The sequence below is a fragment of the Stagnihabitans sp. genome (assembly GCF_964946895.1).
On the sequence record NZ_CBBQHX010000038.1, the window covers coordinates 1 to 23,806 of the forward strand.

The following is a 23,806-nucleotide window of genomic DNA, read 5'->3' on the forward strand; positions in this document are numbered from 1 at the left end:
CCCGAAGACGGCATAATATGGGTCTACGGCATCGCCGAGGTCGAGGTGCTCGCCTTCACTCCGTTCGGCGTGGAAAACCTTCTCGAGATGATCGCTATGGAGCGCGAGCGCCAAGCCTGAGCCCCGACGGCCTTCACCGGATGGATACGCCCAAGACCGGTCTGCTGCATTTGCTCTTTGCCCAAATACTTCCGCCAGAGGCGAGATAAAAGCAATGCGCGGCACGCGCGCTATTTGACCTGGGCAGGGGACCGATCCGGCGGGCAGCCGACCATGGCACGATTACTCAAAGGTTAATGAATTCTCGAATATCGTTTGATAATTTAGGCTTAGGACAGATTTCACGCGTGCAATCCCCCCTTCTGTCACACCGCCTGCCCCGCCGCCCAGCCCGAGGACCAGGCCCATTGGAAATTGTACCCGCCCAGCCAACCGGTGACATCGACCACCTCGCCGACGAAATACAGGCCCGGCACCGCCTTGGCCTCCATCGTGCGGGCGTCCAAAGCGTCGGTATCGACGCCTCCCAAGGTGACCTCCGCCGTCCGGTACCCTTCCGAGCCCACCGGGGTCAGGGTCCAGCCCTGCAGGTGCCGGGCGACCCGCTCCAGCTCCGCCCCGGGCAGATTGGCCAGCAGGGTCTCCTCCTGCCCCAGTTGCACCGCCAGCACCTTGGCCAGCCGTTCCGGCACCAGCCCGGCCAAAACGGTTCGCAGAACCTGCCGGCCATTGGCCTGCTTGGCCTTGCGAAAGGCCGCCGCCAGATCCACGCCCGGGCACAGCGCCAGCTTCACGGCCTGCCCCTCGCGCCAATAGCTGGAGATCTGCAGCACCGATGGCCCTGACAACCCGCGATGGGTGAAGAGCACCGCCTCGTCAAACCCCGGCCCCTGCGCCGCCTGCGCCCGTACGGGCAACGAGACCCCTGCCAAGGGAGCCATCCAGGTCAGTTCCTGCTCGGCAAAGGTCAGGGGCACCAGCGCCGGCCGGGTTTCCACCAGCGGCAAGCCGAAGCCTTCCGCCAGCTTGTAGCCAAAACCGGTTGCCCCCATCTTGGGGATCGACTTGCCCCCTGTCGCCACGATCACCTTGGCAGCCTGCACCGGCCCCCGCTCGGTCCCCACCACAAAGCCAGCAGCCTCGCGCCGCACCTCGCCCAGCGAGCAGTCGAGCCACAGCGCCACCCGGGCCCGCCCCATGTCGGCCAGCAGCATGGCGACGATTTCCTTGGCGGAGCCATCGCAGAACAACTGCCCCAGCGTCCGCTCATGCCAGGCAATCCCCGCGGCCTCGACGCGCGCCAGAAAATCCTGCGCCGTAAAGCGCTTCAGCGCCGAAAGTGCGAATCGCGGGTTCCTTGAGACAAAGCGTTCCACCCCCAGACCAAGGTTGGTGAAGTTGCACCGCCCCCCGCCCGAGATGCGAATCTTTTCGCCCGCCGCCTTGGCATGATCGATGACCAGCACCCGCCGGCCGCGGCGGCCAGCCTCGATGGCAGCCATCATGCCGGCAGCGCCAGCCCCAAGTATTACGACATCATAGTGTTCCATGGCTTCTGTTAGCCCTCAAAACCGCCCCGTTCAACATCCAGATTTTTTGCAACAAAATCCGTCGCACCCCCCTTGCAGCCCCCGAAAGCACCCGCTAGAACCCGCCTCAGTTGGGGCGTCGCCAAGCGGTAAGGCAGCGGTTTTTGGTACCGCCATACCTAGGTTCGAATCCTAGCGCCCCAGCCAACTACCTTTAAGGATCTTCTGCCACGTCGCGCCAAACGGCGCGGCGCAGGCCCCGAAACCAAGGGTGTGCATTCCGTGAAACTGCGTGATCTGACCTGCCTTTGCCTTGTGGCGTGCCTTGCGGCCTGTGGGGGTCGGTCGACCGATCTGCGGCTTTACCCGGTCGCAGGGCCGATTGCGGCCAACGATCCTTCGCAGTCCATCTCGATCTCGATGAGCCACCGCACCGACACGTCGGCGGATATTGCGTTCCGCCTGCCGCCGCCGGATCGGCTGCGCTGCAAAGGCACCTGGACCTCGGTGGCCCCCAAGGTGATCAGCCATGAACGCGGCCTGTCGCTGTCGCTGCGGGGCCCGGGCGCCAAGGTTGGCAATTCCACGGCAGATGTCGGCGGCGTGAATTCGGGCGAAATCTATGCCATCTGCACAGATGGCACCCGCGTACAGGGTCATTTCATCACCGGTTCCGGCACCAACAGCGGCACCGGCACGGTGACCGACAGCCTTGGCAACACCTACAAGCTGTTGTTCTGACGGCTCGCCAGTTGGCCTGTCAGGCCGGAAACCGGGTGACGGCACGGGTAAGGCCCGCGAACCCATGCCACCGGTCCGCCCGTCTTTGCCGCCAGGGCGGTTGATGGGATCGTTGCGCGCATCGCCAGCGCCGTTGACGGTCCGAACCTGCGCGCGGGCGCGGGGATCGTCATCATCCGCCGAGGTCGCCTGCCAACAGCCATCGCCCTGATCCGACCTGCGCACTGCGTGCTGGCCTGTTGGCAAAGCTGGCAGTCATCCTGCCGTGGTCGCATCCGCGGTCGTTGGGTTCGTGGCGTTGTCGTGTGGACCGGGTTGTTTCGTGGTCCCGCAGGCAGGTTCCGGTTGGCAGCCCTTGCCACCTCTTGCCTTCAGTCCGGCAGCTTGTCGCCGAAGAACAGCACCATCATCGTCTTGTTGATGATGTTCAACAGGATGGCGAACAGGATCAGCCCGCACAGCATCGTGAAACACGCCACCATCCGCCCGCCAACCGTCACCGGATACATGTCGCCATAGCCGGTGGTCGTCATCGTCACCATGCACCACCACATCGCCGCCGGGATCGAGGTGAAGAATCGTTTGTCCTCGGTGATGGCATTGCCCGAAATCGGGTCCGTCGGGACAAAGACCTGCGGCGCATATCCAACCGGCGTTGCGGCATCCAGCGCAGCCTGCCCCTCATTGATGGCGTCTTCCGAATACAGCGCCCCCTCGACATAATACATCGAGGTCGATGAGATCATGAACACTGCAAAGAAAATGATCATGTAGATCTTGAGGTTGGCTAGAATCGGGTTCTGATGGTCCTCTTCCGCGCCCGCCGCATCGTCGGCTGCGGATCGCGCCAGCTTCAAGACGCGCAGCGCCCGGGCCACGCGCAGCAGGCGGATCATCTTGGTCGTGCGGACCGCCGTCAGGTTCAACAGCATCAGATAGGACGGCGCCACCGAGATGACGTCGATCATGCCCCAAAAAGAAAACAGGTACCGGAATGGCTTGGGGCTGAAATACATATTGGCGACGGCATCAACGGTAAAAAAGGCCACCGTGGTCCACTCCGACCAGCCAAAAGCCACCGCATAGCGATCTGCAAGGTCCTGAACACTTTCCAGGGCGAGGCTCAGGCACGACCCGATGATGAACACCATGACGATGGTGTGCCAATATCGGTAGCCGGGATAATGTGGATCCGTGAAGATACGTCGAATGACGCTGGTCTCAGAAATTGTATCGGCTTTGCCCATTGGTCCCGCACCTTTGTCCTGGCGCTGTAATCTTCTTTTCAGGATATCCGTCGCGTTTGGATCTCTCCTAAGCGCCTATTGTCACGCGAAAGAGAACGGCACAAGCCTCTCTTCCGATACTTCAGGGCCGAATCCTCAAATCTCGCGAAGACTTGACTTGCAATTGATCTTTCGAGGTTTTTGCCGGAGGCTACCTCTAAAGATGTCCAATTCACTCGTTCGATAAATCACTTCGACCGCGCCGATATGCCGCCTCGATCCGCACCGAAGCCCGGCTGCAACCGCCGCGGATCCTGTGTGTTTGCCCTATTCCTTTTCCGGGGCCGGCAGGCTGGCCGGCGCAGGTTCGGACGCGATCAGCCGCGACTTGAGCAGCGCCAGCTCATCTTCGATCGCGTGGCTGTCGCGGATCTGGCTGATCTCGCGTTGTGCGGGATCGCGCTTGTCCAGCGGGTCGCTCAGCAAGCCGGTTTCGATCAGCCCGTCCATCGCGTTGGCCTTGTCACGCATGCCCAGCATCTTGTCCTCGGCCCGCTGATAGGCTGAACCGACGGCCCCCAGCGTCCCGCTGGTGCCGGTCAGGGCCTCGGCCACCTTGACCTGCGCCTGAGCCGCCGAATAGCTGGCCTTCATCGTCTCTTTCTGGGTGCGGAAGCGGTCGATGCGGTCTTCCAGTTGCTGCATGTAGCGGGCCAGCTTGTCGATCTCGGGCAGGATCGCGTCACGGGCCGAGGCCAGCGTGGCCCTGGTGTCCAGCGCCCGGCGGCGGTGCACCAGCGCCGCCCGCGCCAGATCATCGCGGCTGGCCTGAACGGCGGTGGCGGCGTCCGCCTCGGCCTCGGCCACCTCGCGGTCGGTGTTGGCGATCTGACGTTCCAGCGATTTCTGCTGGGCCACCACATCGGCCAGATGGCGCTTGGTATCCTGCAGACCCGACAGCATCTTTTCATAGGACAGGTCGAGGGTTTGGTTCGGGTCTTCCAGCGCGTTCAGCAAAGAGTTGGTCTTGGCCTGAAACAGCGCGGCGATACGGTCCAGAATGCTCATGTTTGGTCCTTTCAGGTCGGGTCAGGTGTTGACCGACAGCACCAGTTGCGGGTCAGGCAGCCCGGTGGCGCCCGAGATCGGGACGACAGCGGTGCCAATGGCGAAGAATTCGATGATATGGGGCGCCCAGTTGTGGCTGCCCTCGTGCAGATCGACACCGACGATGCCCTCGGCCCCGGCCGTCGCCGCCTCATGCTGCATCCGCTCCATCGCGATTTCGCGGGCATCGTAGAGCGCCTGCGAGAAGTTGGTCAGTTCGACGTTCTTGCCGGAATTGCCCATCGTCTTGAACATGCCCTGATGGGCGACATGATAGACGCAACTGCCCATCACCATCTCCAGCGGGCGATAGCCCGATTGCAGCAGCGTCCAGAAATCCTGCCCCGACAGGTCCGAGGTGAAGGGCTGGCCCTGTGGCCCCTTGAAGCCGGCGTGGCCAGCCGAATGCACGATGCCGGTGCCGATGGCCACGAATTCCAGCACCTTGCTGTCCCATTCCATCCGCTTGACGGTCAGCCGGACCCCAACGACGCCGTCGGCCCCCATGTCCTTCGCCTCGGTCCGCATGCGGTCCATCGCCAGTTCGCGGGCCTGATACATGGCCTGCGACAGCACGGTCATCTCCTCGTTGGTTGACCAGCCCGAAAATTGCATCCCGATGTGGTAGATGCAGGACCCGACGCACAGGCCGATCGGTTCGAACCCGGCCTTGCGGACCAGAAGGAATTCATTGACCGAAAAGTCCGAGGTGAAGACGCCCTGCGGATTGCCAGCGCTGCGCAGGCCTTTCAGGCGGTCAAGGGCGTGCTGCGGAATGGGGTCTGAGGTCGGCATCAAATCGGTCCTTCCTGTTCATTGTCGCCATAAGTCGCGTGCCGCGTTTCATAGGCCCCGGACAGCGGGGAGGGGTCTTCGCACATGTCGATGACCATCCTGATCTCGTGGGGAATTTCGGCGCCGCGCGGCGCATCGACCACGGTGCCCATCACGATGTGCCGGCCCAGATAAAGCGGCGGCTGCTTGTCCCGCTCGAACTTAAGCAACTGGCCGAACTGGGTGTGGGCCAGCACGCCGCCGCCCTGCCGCTGCGCATCTGCGCGCAACTCGGCATGGGCCAAGCGACGCACACGGTTCCAGAAACGGCTCAACTCCTGCCGTTCGGCATTGCCGAAGTTGGTCAGCGGCATGCCGTCGTAATAGCCCTGTATCGTGTCGAATTGAGCCCCGATGGCAAGGCCCACCGGCACGATGCCCATTTCCAGAAGCCGCACGAACTCCAGCGCCGGGGTGGTGACGACAAGCGGTATCGTGGAGGGCGGCAGGCCCTCGACCTTGACCGCCGTGCCGATCAGGGTGAAATCCATGCTGTCGCCCAAGCGATGCGAGATGGTGCGCATCCGGACATCGACCACGGCATTGGCCTTGGCGGCCAAGGCTTCGGCCACCAGCCGACTTTGCGCCTCGCGCCAACCCGCAGCATGGCCCTCGGTCCAGCTGCGGCCATAATGATACCAGCACGTGCCGGTGACGGTGGCGATGGGTCTTACGCCGTGGCTTCGCGCCAGCAGCAGTTCCGCAGCGCTCATGCTGGCCATCCAGGGGACGGCGCCCGTGGTGGCCTTGGTCAGACGCTCTTCGACAAAGGCAGGCACCTGATTGCGCTGCAGCGCGGCCTCCCAAGCCTGCAAGCGGGCCTTGACCGCCGCCTGAGCGGCCTCTTCCTGTCCTGACGACTGTCCTGTCAAGCGCGTGAACCAGGACATCGCCGTTCCCCCTACAACAGACTGGACAGGGCGTCGCCGGCATCCCCGGCTTGGCCCGACATGACACTGACCTGCTGACGCACCTCGGCCAGCCATTGCGCAGGCGGTACGCTTGCGGTGGAGATCACCACATCCCGCACCAGCTTGGCCCGCGTCATCCGGATGTTGCCGCTGGACAGGGCCACCGCATAGACCGCATCGGCGGTGCGCAGCGAAATCTCGGTCACCCGGGTGCGCGAGGACAGCAGTGCAATACGCCGGCGGCGCACGGTGACGCGGTCTGGCAAGGCATCTTCCAATTTGGTGGCCAGCACGGACAGGAATTCATTCAGGTCAGACTCCGACTTGCGCAGAACGGCTGCGTCGATGTCAAAGGAATCCAGACTGAAGGCCAAAGCGACACCCAGAATTACGCTGCTGCGGCGACCCGAAATTGCGCTGTTGCGCCGAACCAATTGCTGTCAAGTCTGTCCCCGGAACCGGGCGCAAGTCAATGCTGTTGATCCAGCCGCCCCAAGACCGCCTGCAGGAAGCTGGCCCTGTCCGGCGCGCTCAGCGCCCTGCCGCAGGTCGCGACATGGGCCAGTGCAAAGGCGATCAGCTCCTCGGCCGAGCCAAAGACCTCTTGCGATGCAGAGGATGCGAAATCCGCTTCGGCGTGCAGTGTCTGACCCAGCCTGCGGTCGATCCAGTCCAGATCCCCGGCATGGCGGGCGATCATGGTGCGCAAAAGCCCCGCATCCAGCGCAAACCCGCCGGATTTGAACGCCCGGATCGAGCGCATAAGGCTTTGCACCCGATCCGGTTCCGGATCGGCCCCCGCCGCAAGGGCCTGACGCAGCGCGAACAGGCAGGCCGTCGCCGCCGCCGAAAGACTGGCGTTCTCGGCCAGGGGCATCACGGGTGCCCGGCCAAGGCCCGCCCAGTCGAAGAAATCCACCACGGCATCCTGCGCGGTCAGCCGATCCTTGCGATAGACCCTCAGCCGGACAGCCTGTGCGCCAAACAGCCGGTCCAGCCGCCCGAATGTACGCTGATAGCGGGGCCAGGGCAGCTTGAAGGCCGACAGCCCGGTCTTGACCGATTGCTGGAACATGCGGGTCACATAGGGCACCGGCGGGCGGACATAGCCGTACACCTGCACCTCGACCCCGCGCGCGGCAAAATGGGTCTGCATCCGCACCAAGGCCGCATCCGGGGCGGTGGCAATCCGCTCGGCCGAGAAGACCAGGCTTTGCCCCTGCCCCGCCGCGCGGCGGATATCCTCGTCCAGCGTCAGCAGGGCCTCGGCCCGCAGCCGGGGGATATCCTGCGGCCCGATCCCCTGCAGGCGGAACCAGCCCGAGTCCGCCGGATTGTCTTCGAACAGCAGCACGAACAGGTTCGACACCTTTGCGTCGCGCCACGTGACGCCGCGAAACACCGGGCTTTGCGCCGTGAAGATCGCCTGCTGAATTGAGCTGGAGCCCGTCTTGTGCATCCCGGCATGCAAGATCAGTTTCAATCGCCCCTCCGCCCGGTCTGCCTTTGCCGGTTTAGCCAGCAAGCGGGGGCCCGGGCAAGGGATTTGGCCATGCCGTCCGCCCGTTACCTCGTGGCCGGACCTTGCCCGGATCCCAGCCCCGATCTCGCGCCAGTGTGGCCTCAAAAGCCAGCCCCGCAGTTTGCGCCATGTGTCGCAGAGCGGGCGGAAGACAGGCAAGAAGAATGATTTCAAGTCATGACCTTAAAAAGCAATGCCATGCCCCGCAGCCCCGGCCAGACGCATAAAACGCCCTTCAGGTCGCAGCTCCAGACCGCTGCATTTCTGACAATCGATGGTCAAGGCTGACCACCCGATTGCACCCGGGAACAAGGTCAGCGCCGGCACCCTGATTCCGTCTAGGCCGCACCGCCTGACCCGGCCATTGAAACGACTTGCCGCCTGTCCGCGCCATCGTGCGGGCGCAAAGCACGAAAAATTGTTGGCCGCGACTTTTCCATCAATTGACCTTCCTGCCGCGCAGGCAAACAACAGGGCGGAAACGGGGTGGCAGACCCCGACCCCGGCAGGAGACTGACAGCGTGGCCATCTGGAAGCAACTTGTTCTGTCCGTCGTGGTGGCGGTGTTCGCCGTAGTGCTTGCGGCAGAGCTTTCTCCGGTGGCGGCGGGGTTTCTGGCCAGCCACGGTCTGGGCGCCCCGATGCGGCTTCTGGGTCTGACGGCATCGACAGCCCCCGGCGATGCGGCGGCCCCGGCCGGGGCGGGCAAGGGCGATGCGGCGGCGTCGGCAGGCAAGGGCGGCGCAGCATCCGGCGGCGGCAGCGGGGCAGCGCCCGGCGCCACAGCGGATGCCTCGGGCCCGGGCGCGAAATCGGGCAATCGCGGTCAGGGCCGCAAGGCGACCGTCGTGCTGCAACCGGCTGGAACCGCCATCATCAATGACAAGATCACCGCCCTTGGCACCGGAGCGGCCCTGCAGGCCGTAACGGTGCTGCCCAAGGCCAACGGCACCCTGACCGAGGTCGATGTCGCCTCGGGTGCGCTGGTGACGGCGGGACAGGTGATTGCGCGGCTGGATTCCAACACCCAGCAGATCGCCCATGAAAAGGCGATCCTTGCCGCCGACGACGCCCACCGCTCGGTCGAGCACAACAAGCTGCTGGTCCAAAGCAATGCCGCGCCGGCCAATCAGACGCAGGCAGTGGAACTGGCGGCCAATCTGGCCGATCTTGCGGTGCGGGTGGCAGATCAGGATCTGGCAGACCGTGTGATCTCGGCCCCGATCGCGGGCGTTCTGGGGATCGTGAAGGTGTCGGTCGGCAATGCGGTAACGCCGCAGACCCAGATCGTGACGATCGAGGATTCCTCGGCCCTTGTCATCAACTTCTGGCTGCCCGAGCGGCTGGCCGGGCAGATCAAAGTCGGTGATGCGGCCACTTTGGTACCGGTGTCGCGCCCCGATGTGACGCTTGGCGCCAAGATCAGCACGGTCGACAACCAGATCGACCCGGCAAGCGGCACCTTTCAGGTCCAGGCCCAGGTCCCCAACACCGACGGCAGCCTGCGGCCCGGCATGTCCTTCACCGTCACGATGGGTTTTGCCGGCGACAGCTATGTGACGGTCAACCCGCTCAGCGTGCAGTGGGGATCATCGGGCGCCTATGTCTGGCGGGTGACGGAGAACAAGGTCAGCAAGGTTCCGGTCCGTGTCGTGCAGCGCAACACCGAAACGGTGTTGGTGGCGGGCGACCTCAAGGAAGGCGATGCCATCGTGACCGAAGGATTGGACGGCTTGAAGGACGGCGCCGACGTGCAGATCTTCGGCGCCCCGCCCGCCGCACAAGCCGCAAATGGCCAGACCGGCGGCACGCAAGCCCCGGCGGATGCCAGCCAGACCGCAGCCGCGACACCCGGTGCAGCGCAGGCCGCCACACCGCAGCCCGGCGCGGCCCAGACCGATGCGCAAGGCGCGGCACCCCCGGCCGACGGCACGCAGGCCGGCGACGGCACGGCAGGCCAAGGCACCCACAAGCACAAGCATCAGACGACTGACGCCCCCACGGCAGGGAACTGAACCATGGCAGAGCGGGCCCCGATGCAACAAGGTGCGGCACTGGCGGCGTTGTTCGTCAAGCGGCCGGTTCTGGCCTTCGTGATCAACGCCATCATCTTTGTCGCGGGCATGGCGGCGCTCTTGGGCCTTCAGGTTCAGCAACTGCCCAACGTCAGCCGTCCGGTCCTGACCATCTCGACCGACTTCCCCGGCGCCTCGGCCGATACGGTGGATTCCGACATCACCGCCATCATCGAGGGCGCTGTGGCCCGCGTTTCGGGCGTCACCGGAGTATCCTCGACCTCGCGCTATGGCCAAAGCAAGACCACGGTGGAGTTTTCCGCCGCCACCGACCTCAACGTCGCCGCGTCGGACGCACGCGATGCGGTGTCGCGGGTCCGTGGCAACCTGCCCACGGATGCCAAGGATCCGGTGGTCGTCAAGGCCGACAGCAACGCCCAAGCCATTATGCAGCTGGCCGTCACCTCGGACTCCATGGCGATCGGGCCACTGACCGACCTGATCAACGCCACCGTGATCGACCGCCTGCGCTCGGTCGACGGGGTGGCCGATATCCAGATGTATGGCGATGCGGCGCAGATCCTGACGGTGGACATCAACCCCGCCGCAATCGCCGCCCGAGGGTTGACGCTGGCCGATGTGACCAAGGCGCTGGCCAATGTGTCTTATGACAGCCCGGCGGGCACGCTGAACGCGACAAACCAGAACATCATCGTGCGGGCCACGGCCAAGGTCGTGACGCTGGATCAGGTCCTGAACCTGTCCGTGCACAAGGGCGTGGCGCTGTCCGATGTGGCGACCGTCTTTCTGGCGCCCAACCCGGGCGGCACCAAGATCCGGGCACAGGGCAAGACCGGCGTCGGCCTTGGCATCATCGGGCAGGCACAATCCAACACCATCGACATCTCGCGCGGGATCCACCGCGTGCTGGATGATCTCAAGCAGACCCTGCCCGCCGGCGTGTCGATCGCCGTCAGTTCGGACGACGCGGTCTTCATCTCGGGCGCCGTGGCCGAGGTGCTGCGTTCGATGGCCATTTCAGTGGCGGTGGTGACGGCGATCATCTTTCTGTTCCTGCGCGACTGGCGTGCCACGCTGATCCCGGCGATCTCGATGCCCATCGCCTTGTCAGGGGCCCTGGCCGGCATGTACGCGGCGGGGTTTTCGGTCAACATCCTGACCCTGCTGGCCTTGGTGCTGGCCACCGGTCTGGTGGTCGATGACGCCATCGTGGTGCTGGAAAACATCGTGCGCTTGCGGCGGACCGGCATGGGCGCCCGGGCGGCAGCGGTGGCGGGCACGCAAGAGGTGTATTTCGCCGTTCTGGCCACCTCGGTCACGCTGTCGGCGGTGTTCATCCCGATCTCTTTCCTGCCCGGTCAGGTCGGCAGCCTGTTTCGCGAATTCGGCATGACGCTGGCGATTGCCGTCATGGTCTCGACCGTGGTGGCGCTGTCCCTCTCGCCGATGATGGCGGCCCGCGCCCTGCGGCGCGAGGCGACGCTGGACCACGGCCTGATCGCCCGTCTGGGCGGCGCCCTTGTCCGGCTTTACGGCAAGACGCTGCACTGGGCCCTGCAGGCGCCGGTCGTCATCATGGTGGCGGCGGCGATCTTTGCCGCCGTGGCCTGGCTGATCTTCCCGACGCTGAAACAGGAACTGACCCCGCCCGAGGACCGCAGCGTCATCCTTGTCATCGTGCAGGCCCCGCAAAACGTCAGCCTGGATTACACCAACGCCCAGATCGGCAAGATCGAGGACCTGCTGGCCCCGCTGAAAGCCGGGGGCGAGGTGGCCAATGTCTTCTCGATCACCGGATTTGGCGGCTCGACCAACCGGGGCTTCATCACCATCTCGCTGGTGCCGCAAAGCCAGCGCAGCCGCAACCAGCAGGCCATTGCCGCCGATGTCAGCAAGGCCATCGCGCAAGTGCCCGGCGTGCGCGCCTTTGCCATCCAGCCCAACAGCCTTGGCATTCGCGGTGGCGGCAACGGCTTGCAGTTCGCCCTGGTCGGCACCAGTTTTGACACGCTGGCCAAAGCTTCGGACATCGCGGTGAACACCCTGTCGGCCGATCCGCGGTTTGGGCAGGTGCGTTCCAGCTACGACACCACGCAGGCGCAGGTGACGGTGCAGATCGACCGCACCCGGGCCGACCAGTTGGGCGTCGATGTCAGCGGCCTTGGCACCACGCTGCAGGCCATGCTGGACGGCAAGCCGCTGGGCAACGTCGACCTGAACGACGTGACCTATCCGGTCTATCTGCAATCCACCAGCCAGCCGATCAATGACCCGACCGACCTGCAGAACATCTTCGTGCGCGCAGGCGATGGCCGCTTTGTGCCCATGGCCTCGCTGGTGACACTGACCGAGGGCGCCTCGTCCCCCTCGCTCAACCGTGAAAGCCAGCAGCGGGCGGTGGACATCACGGCGGGCCTGACCGACGGCTTCCCGATTGGCGATGCCTATGCGCAGGCCCGCGCGGTCCTGCAGCCGCAACTGCCCGCCGGGGTGTCGATCATCCCCTTGGCCGAGGCCGCGACGATTGGCCAGAACTCCAACGGGCTGGCCACCACCTTTGGCTTTGCCGCGCTGGTGATCCTGCTGGTGCTGGCCGCACAGTTCGAAAGCTTCGTCAGCGCCACCATCATCATGGTCACCGTGCCCTTCGGTCTGGCCTGCGGTGTCTATGCCCTGGCGCTGACCGGCGGATCGATGAACGTTTATTCCGAAATCGGTCTGGTGCTGTTGGTGGGCATCATGGCCAAGAACGGGATCCTGGTGGTCGAATTCGCCAACCAGCTGCGTGATCAGGGCTTTTCTGTACGCGAGGCGATCGAGCAATCCAGCATGACCCGCCTGCGCCCCATCATGATGACCAAGATCGCCACCGTGCTGGGCGCCCTGCCCCTTGTCTTCGCCGCAGGCCCGGGGGCCGAGGCGCGGATTGCGCTGGGTTGGGTCATCGTGGGCGCACTTGGCTTCGCCGCCATCTCGACCATGTTCCTGACGCCCGCGACCTATCTGCTCTTTGCCCCGCTCAGCAAAGCCCGCGCCCATGAACAGGTCGAACTGGACCGCGAAATGCTGCACGCCGCTGCCGTTCTGGCCGAAGAGCCCGCCGAATGACCCGTCACCCGCGATAAGGCGACGCCGCCCGCCGGATCAAACACTGCGCCTTGCTGCGGCCGTTCCGGGGATGTCACGCCTGTCATTGCAGGCGCGGGATCAGCCGATTTGCGGCCGATCCGCCCCCCGGGGGCGGCGTCCTGGCCACAGGTAATCCGAGCCTGATCGGCAGGACGCGGGCCTAACCCCGCCGCGCCGCCTCGATCACAGCCACGTCGATCTTGCCCATCGTCATCATCGCGGCAAAGGCGCGGCTGGCCTCAGCCCCGCCTGCCGCCAACGCCTCGGTCAAGACACGCGGGGTGATCTGCCACGACAGGCCCCATTTGTCCTTGCACCAGCCGCAGTCGCTGGCCTGACCGCCGTTGCCGATGATCGCCTCCCAGTAGCGGTCGGTTTCGGCCTGATCCTCGGTGGCGATCTGGAACGAGAAGGCCTCGCTTTGCCGGACCATCGGCCCGCCGTTCAGGCCCAGACAGGGCAGGCCAAGCACGGTGAACTCCACCGTCAACACATCCCCCGCCTTGCCCGCAGGGTAATCGCCCGGGGCGCGCCGGACCGCCTGCACGGCGCTGTTTGGAAAGGTTGCGGCATAAAAACGGGCCGCCGCTTCGGCGTCCTTGTCGAACCACAGGCAGATCGTGGCTTTGGGCGTGACCATGGCATGTCCTTTCGCTGTTCTCTCCAACCGCCCGGCGGCGGCGCGACAGATGCCCCTTCTAGCCGAAATCCGTACAAGACGGCAGACGGCCCGTATCTGACACACAGCCCTGCGCCGAAGATGGCGCACCGGCATGGCTCTGCGGCGGCCGGCCGGCGCAACGCCGCCATGGCAAGGCCCTGCCATCCGCCAAACCTGCATCGCCCCGGTTGTCACGGCAATTCCCGCCGCCGCGCCAAGGGTGACCCTATCCGTCGCCCTCAAGGGCCTATACCCAAAGAAGAAGCCCCTGCCCGCGATTCCCCAAAGGTTCCCATGCGCATTCTTCACACCGCTGACTGGCACATCGGCCAAACCCTCGCGGGCTTCCCGCGCGATGCCGAACATCGCGCCTTTCTTGACCATCTGGCCACCCTGATCGTTGACCACGCGGTCGATGCCCTGCTGGTGGCGGGCGATGTCTTCGACGGCATCAACCCCTCGGGCGAGGCGCAGCGGATGCTCTACGCAGCATTGGCGCGCTTTGTGCGGCTGCGTCCCGGCCTGACGGTGGTGCTGATCGCGGGCAACCATGACCCCGCCGCCCGGCTGGAAGCGCCCGAGGCGGTGCTGCGCGAACTGGGTGTCCATGTCGTGGGCGCGATGTCGTCGGACCTGGCACGCCATCTGATCCCGCTGGCCGATGCCACCGGCGTCAAGGCCCATGTGCTGGCCATCCCCTTCCTGCGCGCCGCCGACCTGCCCGGCCTGACCCTGCACGCCGCCGGCGGACCCGAGGGCGCGGTGGTCGGCGCCGTCCGTGCGCTGCACGCGTCCCTGACCCGGGCGGCCGTGGCAGCCGCCCAAGGCCTGCCCCTGCTGGCCATGGGTCACCTGACCTGCGTCGGGGCCGAGGAATCCAAAGGCGCCGAACGCCCGATCCGCATCGGCGGCGAGGATGCGGTGCCGCCTGACATCTATCCCGCCCCGATCGCCTATGTGGCGCTGGGCCACCTGCACAAACCGCAAAGTCTGGACGGTGGACGGGTGCGCTACTCCGGCTCGCCCTTCCCCTTGTCCGCCTCCGAGATCCCCTATGACCACGGCGTGACCCTGATCGAGCTGACCGACGGCCCGGACGGTGCGTCCCTGTCGCACCGCCACATCGCGCTGCCGCGTCTGGTGCCGAACCTGCGCCTGCCCGCCAAGGGCGCCATCCCGCTGTCCGACCTGCCCGGCCTTCTGGCCACGCTGAACCTTGACCCCGGCTGCCCGCGCGATCTGCAACCCTTCGTCTATGTCACCCTCACCGCCGACCGCCCGGCCAGCCCGCTCAAAGCCGAGGCCGAGGCCCTGCTGGACAAATACCCGGTTCGCGTCGCCGCCCTGATCATCGACCGCGCCATAGCCCCCTTGCCCAGCACCCCACCGCCCTCGCTGGCGGAAACCACGCCCGAGGCGCTGTTCACCCAAGCGTTTGAGGCGGCCCATGGCTTTGCCCCGAAGTCTGCCCACCTCGCCGCCTTTCGCGACACTTTGGCCGAGATCTGATCATGCGCATCCTCTCCATCTCGGGCCAGAACATCGCCAGCCTTGCCGATACCTTCCTGATCGACCTTGACGCCGAACCCCTGCGCTCGGCCGGCCTTTTCGCCATCACCGGAGAGACCGGCGCGGGCAAATCCTCGATCCTCGACGCCCTCTGCCTTGCGCTTTACGGCGATGCGCCGCGCCTGTCGTCGGGCTCGGCGCAAGACGAGGTCCCCGATGCCGCGGGTGAGCCGATCAAGGCCCGCGACCCCCGCGCCATCCTGCGCCGGGGTGCAGCGCAAGGCTGGGCCAAGGTCCGCTTCGTGGCCATCGACGGGCTGTCCTACGAGGCGTCTTGGTCGGCCCGCCGCGCCCGCGACAAAGTGGATGGGCGGTTGCAGGGTGTCTCGCGCCAGATTGCCCGGCTGTCCGATGGTCAGGTGCTGGCCAGCCAGCTGACAGCGGTCACCGAACAGGTGCAAAGCCTCACCGGCCTGTCCTATGACGAATTCCGCCGCACCGTGCTGCTGGCCCAAGGCGATTTCGACGCTTTCCTGCGCGCCGACACCAACGACCGCGCCGCCTTGCTGGAGAAGGTCACCGGCACCGGCCTTTACCGCGCCATCTCTGCCCGCGTCTTTGACCGCACCGCCGAGGCGCAGGCCGCCCAGACCGCCCTGACCCTGCAACGCGACGCCCACCGCCTTTTGTCGCCCGAGGCCATCGCTGCGCTGGAAGCCGATCGCCAGATCCATCTGACCGCCATCGACAGCACCAGAACCGAACGCCTCGCGCTGGAAGCCGACCTCGCCCGCCACGCCAGGCGGGCCGAAGCGCAAGCCCGCCTCAGCGAGGCAGCGGCCGCCCTGACCCAAGCCCAGACCATCCGGGACGCTGCCGCTTTCGACCGCAGCCGCCTTGCCACCCTTGACAGCGCCGAACCCCTGCGCCTGCCGTTCGAGACCACGCGACAGGCCGAAGCCGCCCAGATCAAGGCCGCAGCCGCCCTCGGCGCCACCGAAACCGCCCTTGCTGCCGCCGCCGCCAAGGCCCAGACCGAACAGCTCCGCACGGCAGAGGCGACCCTGGCCCACGACGCCAAGGAAACCGAGTTCAAGACCCTTGGCCCGATCTGGAGCGAGGCGACCCGCCTTGACGCCCAGATCAAGACCGCCGCGGCCGAGGCTGACACCGCAGCCAGCGCCACCCGCACAGCGCTTGCGGTCGCGCAAGGCGCGCAGACCCGCGCGAACCAGCTGCGCGCACAAGCACAATCCAGCCAATCCGCCCTCACCGAAGCCACCGCCGCGCTCACCGCCCTCGCCCCCCTGGCGCAAATGGCCGAACGTTGGCCACAGATCGCCCGCGATCTGGCCGACCACGACAGCGCCAGCCAGACCCGCCGCAAGGCGCTGGATCACGCCGCCAGCCTCAACCGCGCCCTGCAAGACAGCGCCCGGACCCTGACGCAGCTTGACAGGGCCGAAGCGCAGGACCGTACGGCACGGGCAGAGCTGCTGGCGCAGCTTGCCACCCTGACCTCCCAGATCACCGCGCTGGAGGCCCGTCATCCGCAAGACCGTCTCACCCACCTGACCGATCTTGCCAGCCGCCTTGCCACACTGGACCGCACGGCCCGTGACCATGCCACAGCCTTGGCCCAACACGCCGCAGCCACCCAGCATCTGGCGCAGGACACCGCCGCCCAGCACGCCGCGCAGGCCACCAGCGCCCAAGCGCAAGACGCGCTCACCAAGGCCGAGGCGGCGACCCTCGCCCTGACCGCACCCGCCGAACAGGCCAACCTCGCCGCATCCGAAAACGCCCGCCAGCTGCGCCTGCGCCTGACCCCGGGCGAGCCTTGTCCAGTCTGCGGCGCCACCGAACACCCGACCCTCGCGGACGCGGCCCTGTCGCACCTTGCCGCGACCCTGCGCGCCGATCTTCTTGCGGCCCGCACCGCCGCCCAGACCGCCGCCGCCACCCTGACAGCCGCCAAAGGTCAGGCCGCCGGGGCCGAAGCACGGGCAACGCAAGCCCGCCAGATGCAGAACGCGGCGGCAGAACGGGCCGCAACCGCGCTGACCACCTGGGCGCAGGACTTGCAGATCGCCCGCGCCAATCCGCTCTGCCCCGCCTTGCCCGAGGCGCCGCAGGACCTCGCCCCCCTCAGCCAAGCCCGCGACCTGACCGAAACCGCCCTGACAGCCGCCCGCAGCGCCTTGGACACGATGGCCAGCCTGCGCGCTGAAAAAGACGCCACAGACGGCCGGATCAGCGCCCTGACCACCGCCATCGACACCCGCGCGCCGGACCGCCAATCCCTGACCCAGACGCAAGCCCGTCTCGCGCAAGACGCCGCCCTCTCCCGCCAAACCGCCGAGACGGCAGACCAGCGCATCGCCGCGCTGGCCGCCGAACTCGCCCCCCATCTGACCGCCGCCGCCGAACCCGTCGCGGCGCTGACCTCTGCGCCCACCGCCCTGCGCGCAAGGTTGCAGGCCAAGGTCGCAGCCCATGCCGCAGCCCTCGCCGCGCAGGCCACCCTGCTGCAAACGCTGACCGACCTGCGCCCGCAGCTTGCCACGGCGCACGCGCAGGCGGCCGACACCGCCCAGCTTGCCACGCAGGCCCAACAGGCCCAAGCCACCCGGGACGCGGCCTTGCAGACCCTGACCGAAAGCCGGGCCCCGCTGCTGGGCGGCGAACCGACCGAGACGCACCGCAGCCGCTTCAACCAATCCCGCCTTGCCGCCCAGACCACCAAGGCCGAAGCCGATGCCGCCCTGTCGCTGGCCCTGTCCGCCGAAAGCCTCGCCTTGGGAGCGCGTGACAGCGCCGCCCGCGCCCTCTCGCAGGCGGCGACGGCGGTCGAGGAAGCCCATGACCGTTTGCTGCATGCGCTCTCGGCCACCGAACTTGCCCCCGAAGCCCTTCCCAGCCTTTTCGCGCTGCCGCGTGTCGAGGTGGAAGCCCTGCGCGACCGTTTGCGCGCGCTGGAAGATGCGGTGACGGCCGCCACCTCTACCCATGCCGCCCGCAAGGCCGACCTGACCGCAGCCGAGGCCGCAGGCCTGCCCGACCGCCCCGCCCAAGACCTGACCCAGGCGCTCCAGACCCTCGATGCCGCGCAATCGCGCCGGCAAGAGGCAATCGGGGCCATCACCGCCCAACTGGCCAGCGATGCCGCCACCCGCACCAGCCTGACCGACCTGCAGGCGCAGATCGACGCCGCCACGGCCACGCTCGACATCTGGGCCGCGGTCAACGCCGCCATCGGGTCAAAATCCGGCGATGCTTTTGCCCGCATCGCGCAATCCATCACGCTGGACCAGCTGGTGGACCACGCCAACCACCACCTCGCCGACCTAAAACCCCGCTACCGCCTGCGCCGCGCCGCAAATCTGGCCCTGCAGGTCGAAGATCTTGACATGGGGGCCGAAGCTCGCGCCACCCGCAGCCTGTCGGGCGGCGAGCGTTTCCTTGTGTCGCTGGCCTTGGCGCTGGCCCTGTCGCGGATGGGCGACAAGGGCGGTCTGGCAGCCACGCTCTTCATCGACGAGGGGTTTGGCTCGCTCGATGCCGAAAGTCTGGATGTGGCGATTGACGCGCTTGACACGCTGCAAAGTCAGGGCCGGATGATCGGCGTCATCAGCCATGTCGAGGCGATGAAGGACCGCATCCCGGTTCAGGTCCGCGTGCGCCGGCAAGGCGGCGGCAAAAGCGTGATCCACATCGAGGGGCCGGGTTCGGCCTAAGCCATCCTCCCCCATCCCGGATCCTCAGCGAAAAGCCTGCAAGACCAAGTCCGTGCGACACGTAGCTCGCGGACCCTTCGCAGAAAATTCGCAGAAAATTCGGCGTCAGGATTTTCGCAGAAGATCCCTGCGGTCAGATCAAACGCTAAAGGTCAGGCCGCAGTTCCGCACGATTTGCGCCGCGCCCCGCCCTTGTGGCAAAGACCGCCCGCAGCTTCTCGCCCAGGTCACGCAATTGATAGGGCTTGGCCAGAAACTGCACGCCCTCGTCCAGGCGCCCGTTGTGAATGATGGCGTTTTCCGAATAGCCCGAGGTGAACAGCAGCAAAAGTCCCGGGAACTCCTGCAAAGCCTGCTCGGCCAGTTCCTTGCCGCTCATGTTGCCGGGCATCACCACATCGGAAAACAGCAGGTCGATGTCATCCGTCTCGCGCAGGATGCGCAGCGCCTGATCCCCGTTTTCGGCCTGTGACACCCGGTAACCCAGCCGTTCCACCAACGCCACGACAAAGCGGCGCAGCATCGGATCATCTTCCACCACCAGCACATGCTGGCCCTGCCCCTGCGCCAAAGCCGACAAGGGGGCCACCGCGGGCTGACACACCCCCTTGCGGCTGCGCGGCAGGAACATGGTAACCGTGGTGCCGATCCCCGGCTCGGAGTAGATCTTGGCATGCCCGCCCGATTGCTTGGCAAAGCCCCAGACCATCGACAGCCCAAGCCCCGACCCCTTGCCCAAGGGCTTGGTGGTGAAGAACGGATCAAAGGCCCGGCTCTGCACCTCGGGCGCCATGCCCTGCCCACTGTCGGTGATGTCGATCCGCAGGAAATCGCCGGGCCGGGCCTCGGGGTCGTTGATCGAATAGCCCTCGTCAATCACCCAGTTCCGGCTTTCCAGCGTGATCCGACCGCCATCGGGCATGGCATCGGCGGCATTGACGCACAGGTTCAACAGCGCGGTGTTCAACTGGGTCGGATCGGCCTCGACCAGCCACAGATCGGGCGGCAGCACAGTATCAAGCTTGATATAGGCCGGCAGGGTGCGGCGCAGCAGCCCCTCCATCTCGGCAAATACCGCCACCATGTCGAGGGCGGCGGGGGCCAGCGGCTGCTGGCGGGCAAAGGACAACAGGCCCGAGGTCAGTTCCGCCCCGCGCCGTGCGGCGAAGGCCACGTTGCGCGCCAGATCCCGGTGATCGGGCGACAGGCCCGGATCTCCCTCCAGCAGGCCTGCGCTGCCGATGATCACGGTCAAGAGGTTGTTGAAATCATGCGCCACGCCGCCCGTCAGCTTGCCGATCGCCTCCAGTTTCTGGCTTTGGCGCAGGCGTTCCTGCGTGTCATATTCGGCCGTCACATCCTCGATCCCGCCAATCACGCGCAGCGGCTTGCCGGTGTCATCGCGCAGGGCGATCATCCGTTCGCGCACCCGCGCCCAAGTGCCGTTGGCGCGCTTGAAACGGTATTCGAGCCGTGCATAGCGGTCGGTGGAGGCGAGGAATTTCAGAAATCCCGCCTCGACCTGCGGGCGTTCCTCGGGGTGCAGCAGATCGACCCACAGAACCATCGCAGGCTGCGGGCCCAGCCAGTCGTGGCCAAAGGTCTTTTCCATGCCTTCCGAGTAAAAGAAGGTATCCGCCGCCACGTCATATTCGTAAACTGCATTGGCCGCGACCTCGACCACGGCGCGCAGGCGCTCCTCTTCATCCCGCAGGGCCGTCACGTCGATGATCGAGCCCACGATGCGCTGCGCCCGCCCGGCCTCGTCCCGGATGATCCGCGCCCGGTCGATGACCGAGCAGACCTGACCATTGGCCCCGCGCAACCGGTAGCGCAGTTCCATCCGGGTGGCCTTGCCGCGCACCGTCTGCTCGCAGACCAGCAGGAAACCCGGGCGATCGGCCGGAATCACCAGATCCGTCCAGCGTTCCGGGGCATTGGCAAACCCCGACGGGTCATGGCCATAGCGGCTTTTGAACGCCTCGTTCAGCCACAACGTGCGCGCCTGCAGATCGTGGCTGTAGATCACATCCTGCGCCGCCTCGGCGGTCTGGCGGAACAGCTCGGTGATCTCGCGCAGTTCGGTGACATCGGTCAGCGACGAGATCGAGCGTGCCACGCTGCCATCCGGACGGCGGAAGAAGCGCGCCCGGTCGATGACGCGGGCATAGCTGCCATCGGCCCGACGCAGACGGTATTCGTCCTGCCAGCTGTCGGCCCCGCCGCCCCGCGCCGCCGCATGGCTGGCGCGGATGCGGGCAAGGTCATGGGGATGCACCAGATCGAACCAGCGCGCCACCGCGTCGGGTGTGGCAAAGGGCTGATGGCCAAAGATGCGGGTAAAGGCCTGCGACCACCAATGTTCATTGGTGTCAAAGTCCAGCAGGAAGATCACGTCGTTGGACGCCGCCGTCGCCAGATTGAAACGCTCGACCACCTCGACGAACGAGGAATTGTCGGTGATGGCCACCAGATAGCGCCGCGCCGCCGCACCGGTTGCAGAGGTCGACGGCTCGATCAATGTGCCAAAGATCAAGACCGGAACCGTCAGCCCGGTCCGCCGCGCCAGTCGCGCCTCAATCTGGAAGCGCGGCAGGGCCAGCCGGTCCGCCGCCGCAACCGCCTCGCGCAGGCCGGCCCGGTCATCGGGATGCACAAGGGCCAGAAGGTCTGCCAGCTCGGCCGAAGCTGCCCCCGGATGGGGCGCGCTTTGCAAGATGCCCGAGGCGGGCTCCAGTTCGAAAAGCAGCGGCAGATCCGAGGCCAGATAGGTTCGTGACACGTCGCCCGCGCTCCGCTGCAGTGCTGGCCGGCATGGTTCGCACACCAAACGCGGCTTTACTCTACCCTTGCGGGAAACATGGGCAAAATCAAATCCGCAATGCGTGTGTTGGATGGAATTTGCGGTGATGCGTTGCGCAAACCGCACGCCCCCGGGCCGGCGCGGCTGAGCCGGCGCAGCGGGGGGCAAGCCCCCCGCACCCCCCGGGATATTTGAGCCTGAATGAAGGGAAAGCCGGCCTATTGCACCAAGGCACTCTGCCACTGCCGCACCGCCTCGACCGGGTGCACCAGCATCAGGATGTTCAGGGCCAACCCGTCGCGGATCATGTAGGTTGTCAGCGCCTCGAAGCCGAGGATCAGCGCCGCGCTGACCCACACCGGGACGCGGCTGGCCAGCGCAAAGCCCAAGGCCATCGCCAGCATGTCGCTGACCGAATTGATCACCGAATCCCCGAAGTAATCCAGCGAGATCGTCGCCGCACGATAGCGTTCGATGATAAAGCTGGAGTTTTCCAGCACCTCCCACCCCGCCTCGGCCAGCATGGCGATCATGAGCCGCCATCCAAGGCTCAAGCGCCGCGCCACCAGCCACAGCGCGCCATAAGCCAGGATGCCGTGCAGGATATGGGAGGGCGTGTACCAGTCGGTCAGATGCTGCGAAGTCTCGGACGAGAACACGACGCCGTGCCACAGCTTCACATAGCCGCAGGTGCAGATCAGGACGCGCCCGTTCAGCCACTCGACCAAAGCTGCGCAGAGCAGGACGCACAGGGTCAGAAGGTAAGGAAGCCACCGCATTGCGGGAGTAAACCGCCGCAGGCACCCGGCGTCCACCCCATTTTGCACCCGGGGTGCGTTGCCGTCTTGCCCTTGCTTCTTGCGCAATTACGCCGGGGCCCGGGGCAGATCCCCGCCCGGCACCCCCGCCCGGCCCAAGGCGCCCGGCGCAAGGCAACCGGCCAGACGCCCATGCGACGCCGCTACGGCGCGGCAAACACCCCGCGCTCGATCTGGTCCTGCTCGATGCTTTCAAACAGGGCGCGGAAATTGCCCTCGCCAAAGCCGTCATCACCCTTGCGCTGGATGAATTCAAAGAAGATCGGCCCGACGACCGTGCGCGAGAAGACCTGCAGCAGGATCCGCGTCTCGCCACCGTTCACCACCCCTTCGCCGTCGATCAGGATGCCGTGCCGCGCCAGCCGGTCGATGGGTTCGGCGTGGCCCGCCACCCGGGTCTGCGACAGCGCGTAATAGGCCATCGGCGGCTTGGGCATGAACTTGACCCCGCGCGCCGCGATCTCGTCGGTCGCAGCATAAAGGTCATCCGTCCCGACCGCGATGTGCTGGATGCCCTCGCCCTTGTAGCGCTTGAGGTATTCGACAATCTGCCCGGTCTCGCCCCGGTCTTCGTTGATCGGGATCCGGATCCGCCCGCAGGCCGAGGTCAGGGCACGCGAATGCAACCCGGAAAACTTGCCCTCGATGTCGAAGAAGCGGATCTGCCGGAAGCCGAACAGCCGTTCATAGAAGTCGAACCAGGTGTCCATATTGCCCTTGTGGACATTGTGCGTCAGATGGTCGAGGTAGTGGAACCCGACGCCGGCCGGCTTGGGCGCGGCCACAAAGTCAAACTCCGCATAGGGGTTGGCGCCCGGCCCGTAGACATCCGTGAAATAGATCAGCGACCCGCCAATGCCGACAATCGCCGGCCAGTCCACCGCCTTCGCCCCTTCGAAGGGCACGGCACCCAAGGCCACCGCATGGGCAAAGGCCTGCGCCGCATCGACCACCCGCCACGCCATCGACGGCGCACAGGGCCCGTGCAGGTCGACGAAAGCGCGGGCATGGCTGCCGGGTTCATCGTTCAGCACATAGGTGATGTCGCCCTGCCGCCACAGCTCCACCGCCTTGGTCTTGTGATGGGCGGTCCGCGTGAACCCCATGCGGGCGAACAGATCGCGCAGGCTTTGCGGATCGGGATGGGCGAATTCGACGAACTCGAACCCATCGGTCCCGGCCGGGTTCTCGGCACTGATGACGGCACGCGGGGCGGAATGCGGAAACGGTCCCATGAAGGCTC

16 protein-coding genes and 1 tRNA gene are annotated in these 23,806 nt (G+C 66.1%); 6 read left to right on the plus strand and 11 right to left on the minus strand.

Annotated elements, in window-relative coordinates:
• Positions 1 to 365: 365 nt before the first annotated feature.
• On the minus strand, positions 366 to 1,550 hold the full coding sequence (locus tag AC1Y2B_RS19035; RefSeq protein ID WP_482254701.1) for a BaiN/RdsA family NAD(P)/FAD-dependent oxidoreductase: 1,185 nt from the start codon (positions 1,548 to 1,550) through the stop codon (positions 366 to 368).
• A gap of 111 nt (positions 1,551 to 1,661) precedes the next feature.
• On the opposite strand from AC1Y2B_RS19035, the gene AC1Y2B_RS19040 reads away from it, so the two are divergent.
• Both AC1Y2B_RS19040 and AC1Y2B_RS19045 read left to right on the plus strand, forming a co-directional pair.
• Positions 1,662 to 1,736 (plus strand) — tRNA-Gln (locus AC1Y2B_RS19040).
• Between the two features lie 75 nt (positions 1,737 to 1,811).
• Entirely contained in the window at positions 1,812 to 2,270 is a 459-nt protein-coding gene (locus AC1Y2B_RS19045) for a hypothetical protein (protein ID WP_482254702.1), read from the plus strand.
• A gap of 371 nt (positions 2,271 to 2,641) precedes the next feature.
• Here the strand turns inward: AC1Y2B_RS19045 and AC1Y2B_RS19050 are convergent, their stop codons facing one another.
• The 6 genes from AC1Y2B_RS19050 to AC1Y2B_RS19075 form a co-directional block, all read right to left on the minus strand.
• Positions 2,642 to 3,517, minus strand: a complete 876-nt coding sequence (locus AC1Y2B_RS19050; RefSeq protein ID WP_482254703.1) for an ion transporter — start codon at positions 3,515 to 3,517, stop codon at positions 2,642 to 2,644.
• 306 nt (positions 3,518 to 3,823) lie between these two features.
• Complete coding sequence (locus AC1Y2B_RS19055; RefSeq protein WP_482254704.1) at positions 3,824 to 4,564, minus strand: PspA/IM30 family protein; 741 nt, start codon at positions 4,562 to 4,564, stop codon at positions 3,824 to 3,826.
• Positions 4,565 to 4,585: 21 nt separating this feature from the next.
• Positions 4,586 to 5,398 (minus strand): heavy metal-binding domain-containing protein, encoded by an 813-nt coding sequence (locus AC1Y2B_RS19060; RefSeq protein WP_482254705.1) that lies wholly within the window; start codon positions 5,396 to 5,398, stop codon positions 4,586 to 4,588.
• Positions 5,398 to 6,327: a hypothetical protein gene (locus tag AC1Y2B_RS19065; RefSeq protein ID WP_482254706.1), complete on the minus strand. Its 930-nt coding sequence runs from the start codon at positions 6,325 to 6,327 to the stop codon at positions 5,398 to 5,400. Before AC1Y2B_RS19065 ends, AC1Y2B_RS19060 begins: the two co-directional genes overlap by 1 nt.
• Positions 6,328 to 6,338: 11 nt before the next feature.
• Positions 6,339 to 6,722, minus strand: coding sequence for a hypothetical protein (locus tag AC1Y2B_RS19070; RefSeq protein WP_482254707.1), 384 nt, complete (start codon positions 6,720 to 6,722; stop codon positions 6,339 to 6,341).
• A 95-nt stretch (positions 6,723 to 6,817) separates the two neighbouring features.
• Positions 6,818 to 7,831, minus strand: a complete 1,014-nt coding sequence (locus AC1Y2B_RS19075) for a hypothetical protein (protein WP_482254708.1) — start codon at positions 7,829 to 7,831, stop codon at positions 6,818 to 6,820.
• Between the two features lie 560 nt (positions 7,832 to 8,391).
• Between AC1Y2B_RS19075 and AC1Y2B_RS19080 the strand changes: the two genes are divergently transcribed.
• Entirely contained in the window at positions 8,392 to 9,885 is a 1,494-nt protein-coding gene (locus AC1Y2B_RS19080; protein WP_482254709.1) for an efflux RND transporter periplasmic adaptor subunit, read from the plus strand.
• 3 nt (positions 9,886 to 9,888) lie between these two features.
• On the plus strand, positions 9,889 to 13,014 hold the full coding sequence (locus AC1Y2B_RS19085) for an efflux RND transporter permease subunit (RefSeq protein WP_482254710.1): 3,126 nt from the start codon (positions 9,889 to 9,891) through the stop codon (positions 13,012 to 13,014).
• Between the two features lie 181 nt (positions 13,015 to 13,195).
• On the opposite strand, the gene AC1Y2B_RS19090 is transcribed toward AC1Y2B_RS19085, so the two are convergent.
• The gene (locus tag AC1Y2B_RS19090) at positions 13,196 to 13,675 is read right to left on the minus strand and encodes a VOC family protein (protein ID WP_482254711.1); all 480 of its coding nucleotides are present in this window, start codon (positions 13,673 to 13,675) and stop codon (positions 13,196 to 13,198) included.
• A 315-nt stretch (positions 13,676 to 13,990) separates the two neighbouring features.
• Between AC1Y2B_RS19090 and AC1Y2B_RS19095 the strand changes: the two genes are divergently transcribed.
• Both AC1Y2B_RS19095 and AC1Y2B_RS19100 read left to right on the plus strand, forming a co-directional pair.
• Entirely contained in the window at positions 13,991 to 15,205 is a 1,215-nt protein-coding gene (locus tag AC1Y2B_RS19095) for an exonuclease SbcCD subunit D (RefSeq protein ID WP_482254712.1), read from the plus strand.
• 2 nt (positions 15,206 to 15,207) lie between these two features.
• Positions 15,208 to 18,942, plus strand: coding sequence for an AAA family ATPase (locus AC1Y2B_RS19100; protein WP_482254713.1), 3,735 nt, complete (start codon positions 15,208 to 15,210; stop codon positions 18,940 to 18,942).
• A 145-nt stretch (positions 18,943 to 19,087) separates the two neighbouring features.
• Here AC1Y2B_RS19100 and AC1Y2B_RS19105 read toward each other — a convergent pair whose 3' ends face one another.
• The 3 genes from AC1Y2B_RS19105 to hppD all read right to left on the minus strand — a co-directional run bounded on the left by AC1Y2B_RS19105 (position 19,088) and on the right by hppD (position 23,798).
• Positions 19,088 to 21,724 carry a PAS domain-containing protein gene (locus tag AC1Y2B_RS19105; protein ID WP_482254714.1) on the minus strand — a complete coding sequence of 879 codons (2,637 nt, stop codon included), beginning with the start codon at positions 21,722 to 21,724 and terminating at the stop codon, positions 19,088 to 19,090.
• Positions 21,725 to 21,963: 239 nt separating this feature from the next.
• Entirely contained in the window at positions 21,964 to 22,524 is a 561-nt protein-coding gene (locus AC1Y2B_RS19110; protein WP_482254715.1) for a DUF2585 domain-containing protein, read from the minus strand.
• Between the two features lie 182 nt (positions 22,525 to 22,706).
• Positions 22,707 to 23,798 carry a 4-hydroxyphenylpyruvate dioxygenase gene (gene hppD / locus AC1Y2B_RS19115; protein WP_482254716.1) on the minus strand — a complete coding sequence of 364 codons (1,092 nt, stop codon included), beginning with the start codon at positions 23,796 to 23,798 and terminating at the stop codon, positions 22,707 to 22,709.
• Positions 23,799 to 23,806 lie beyond the last annotated feature (8 nt).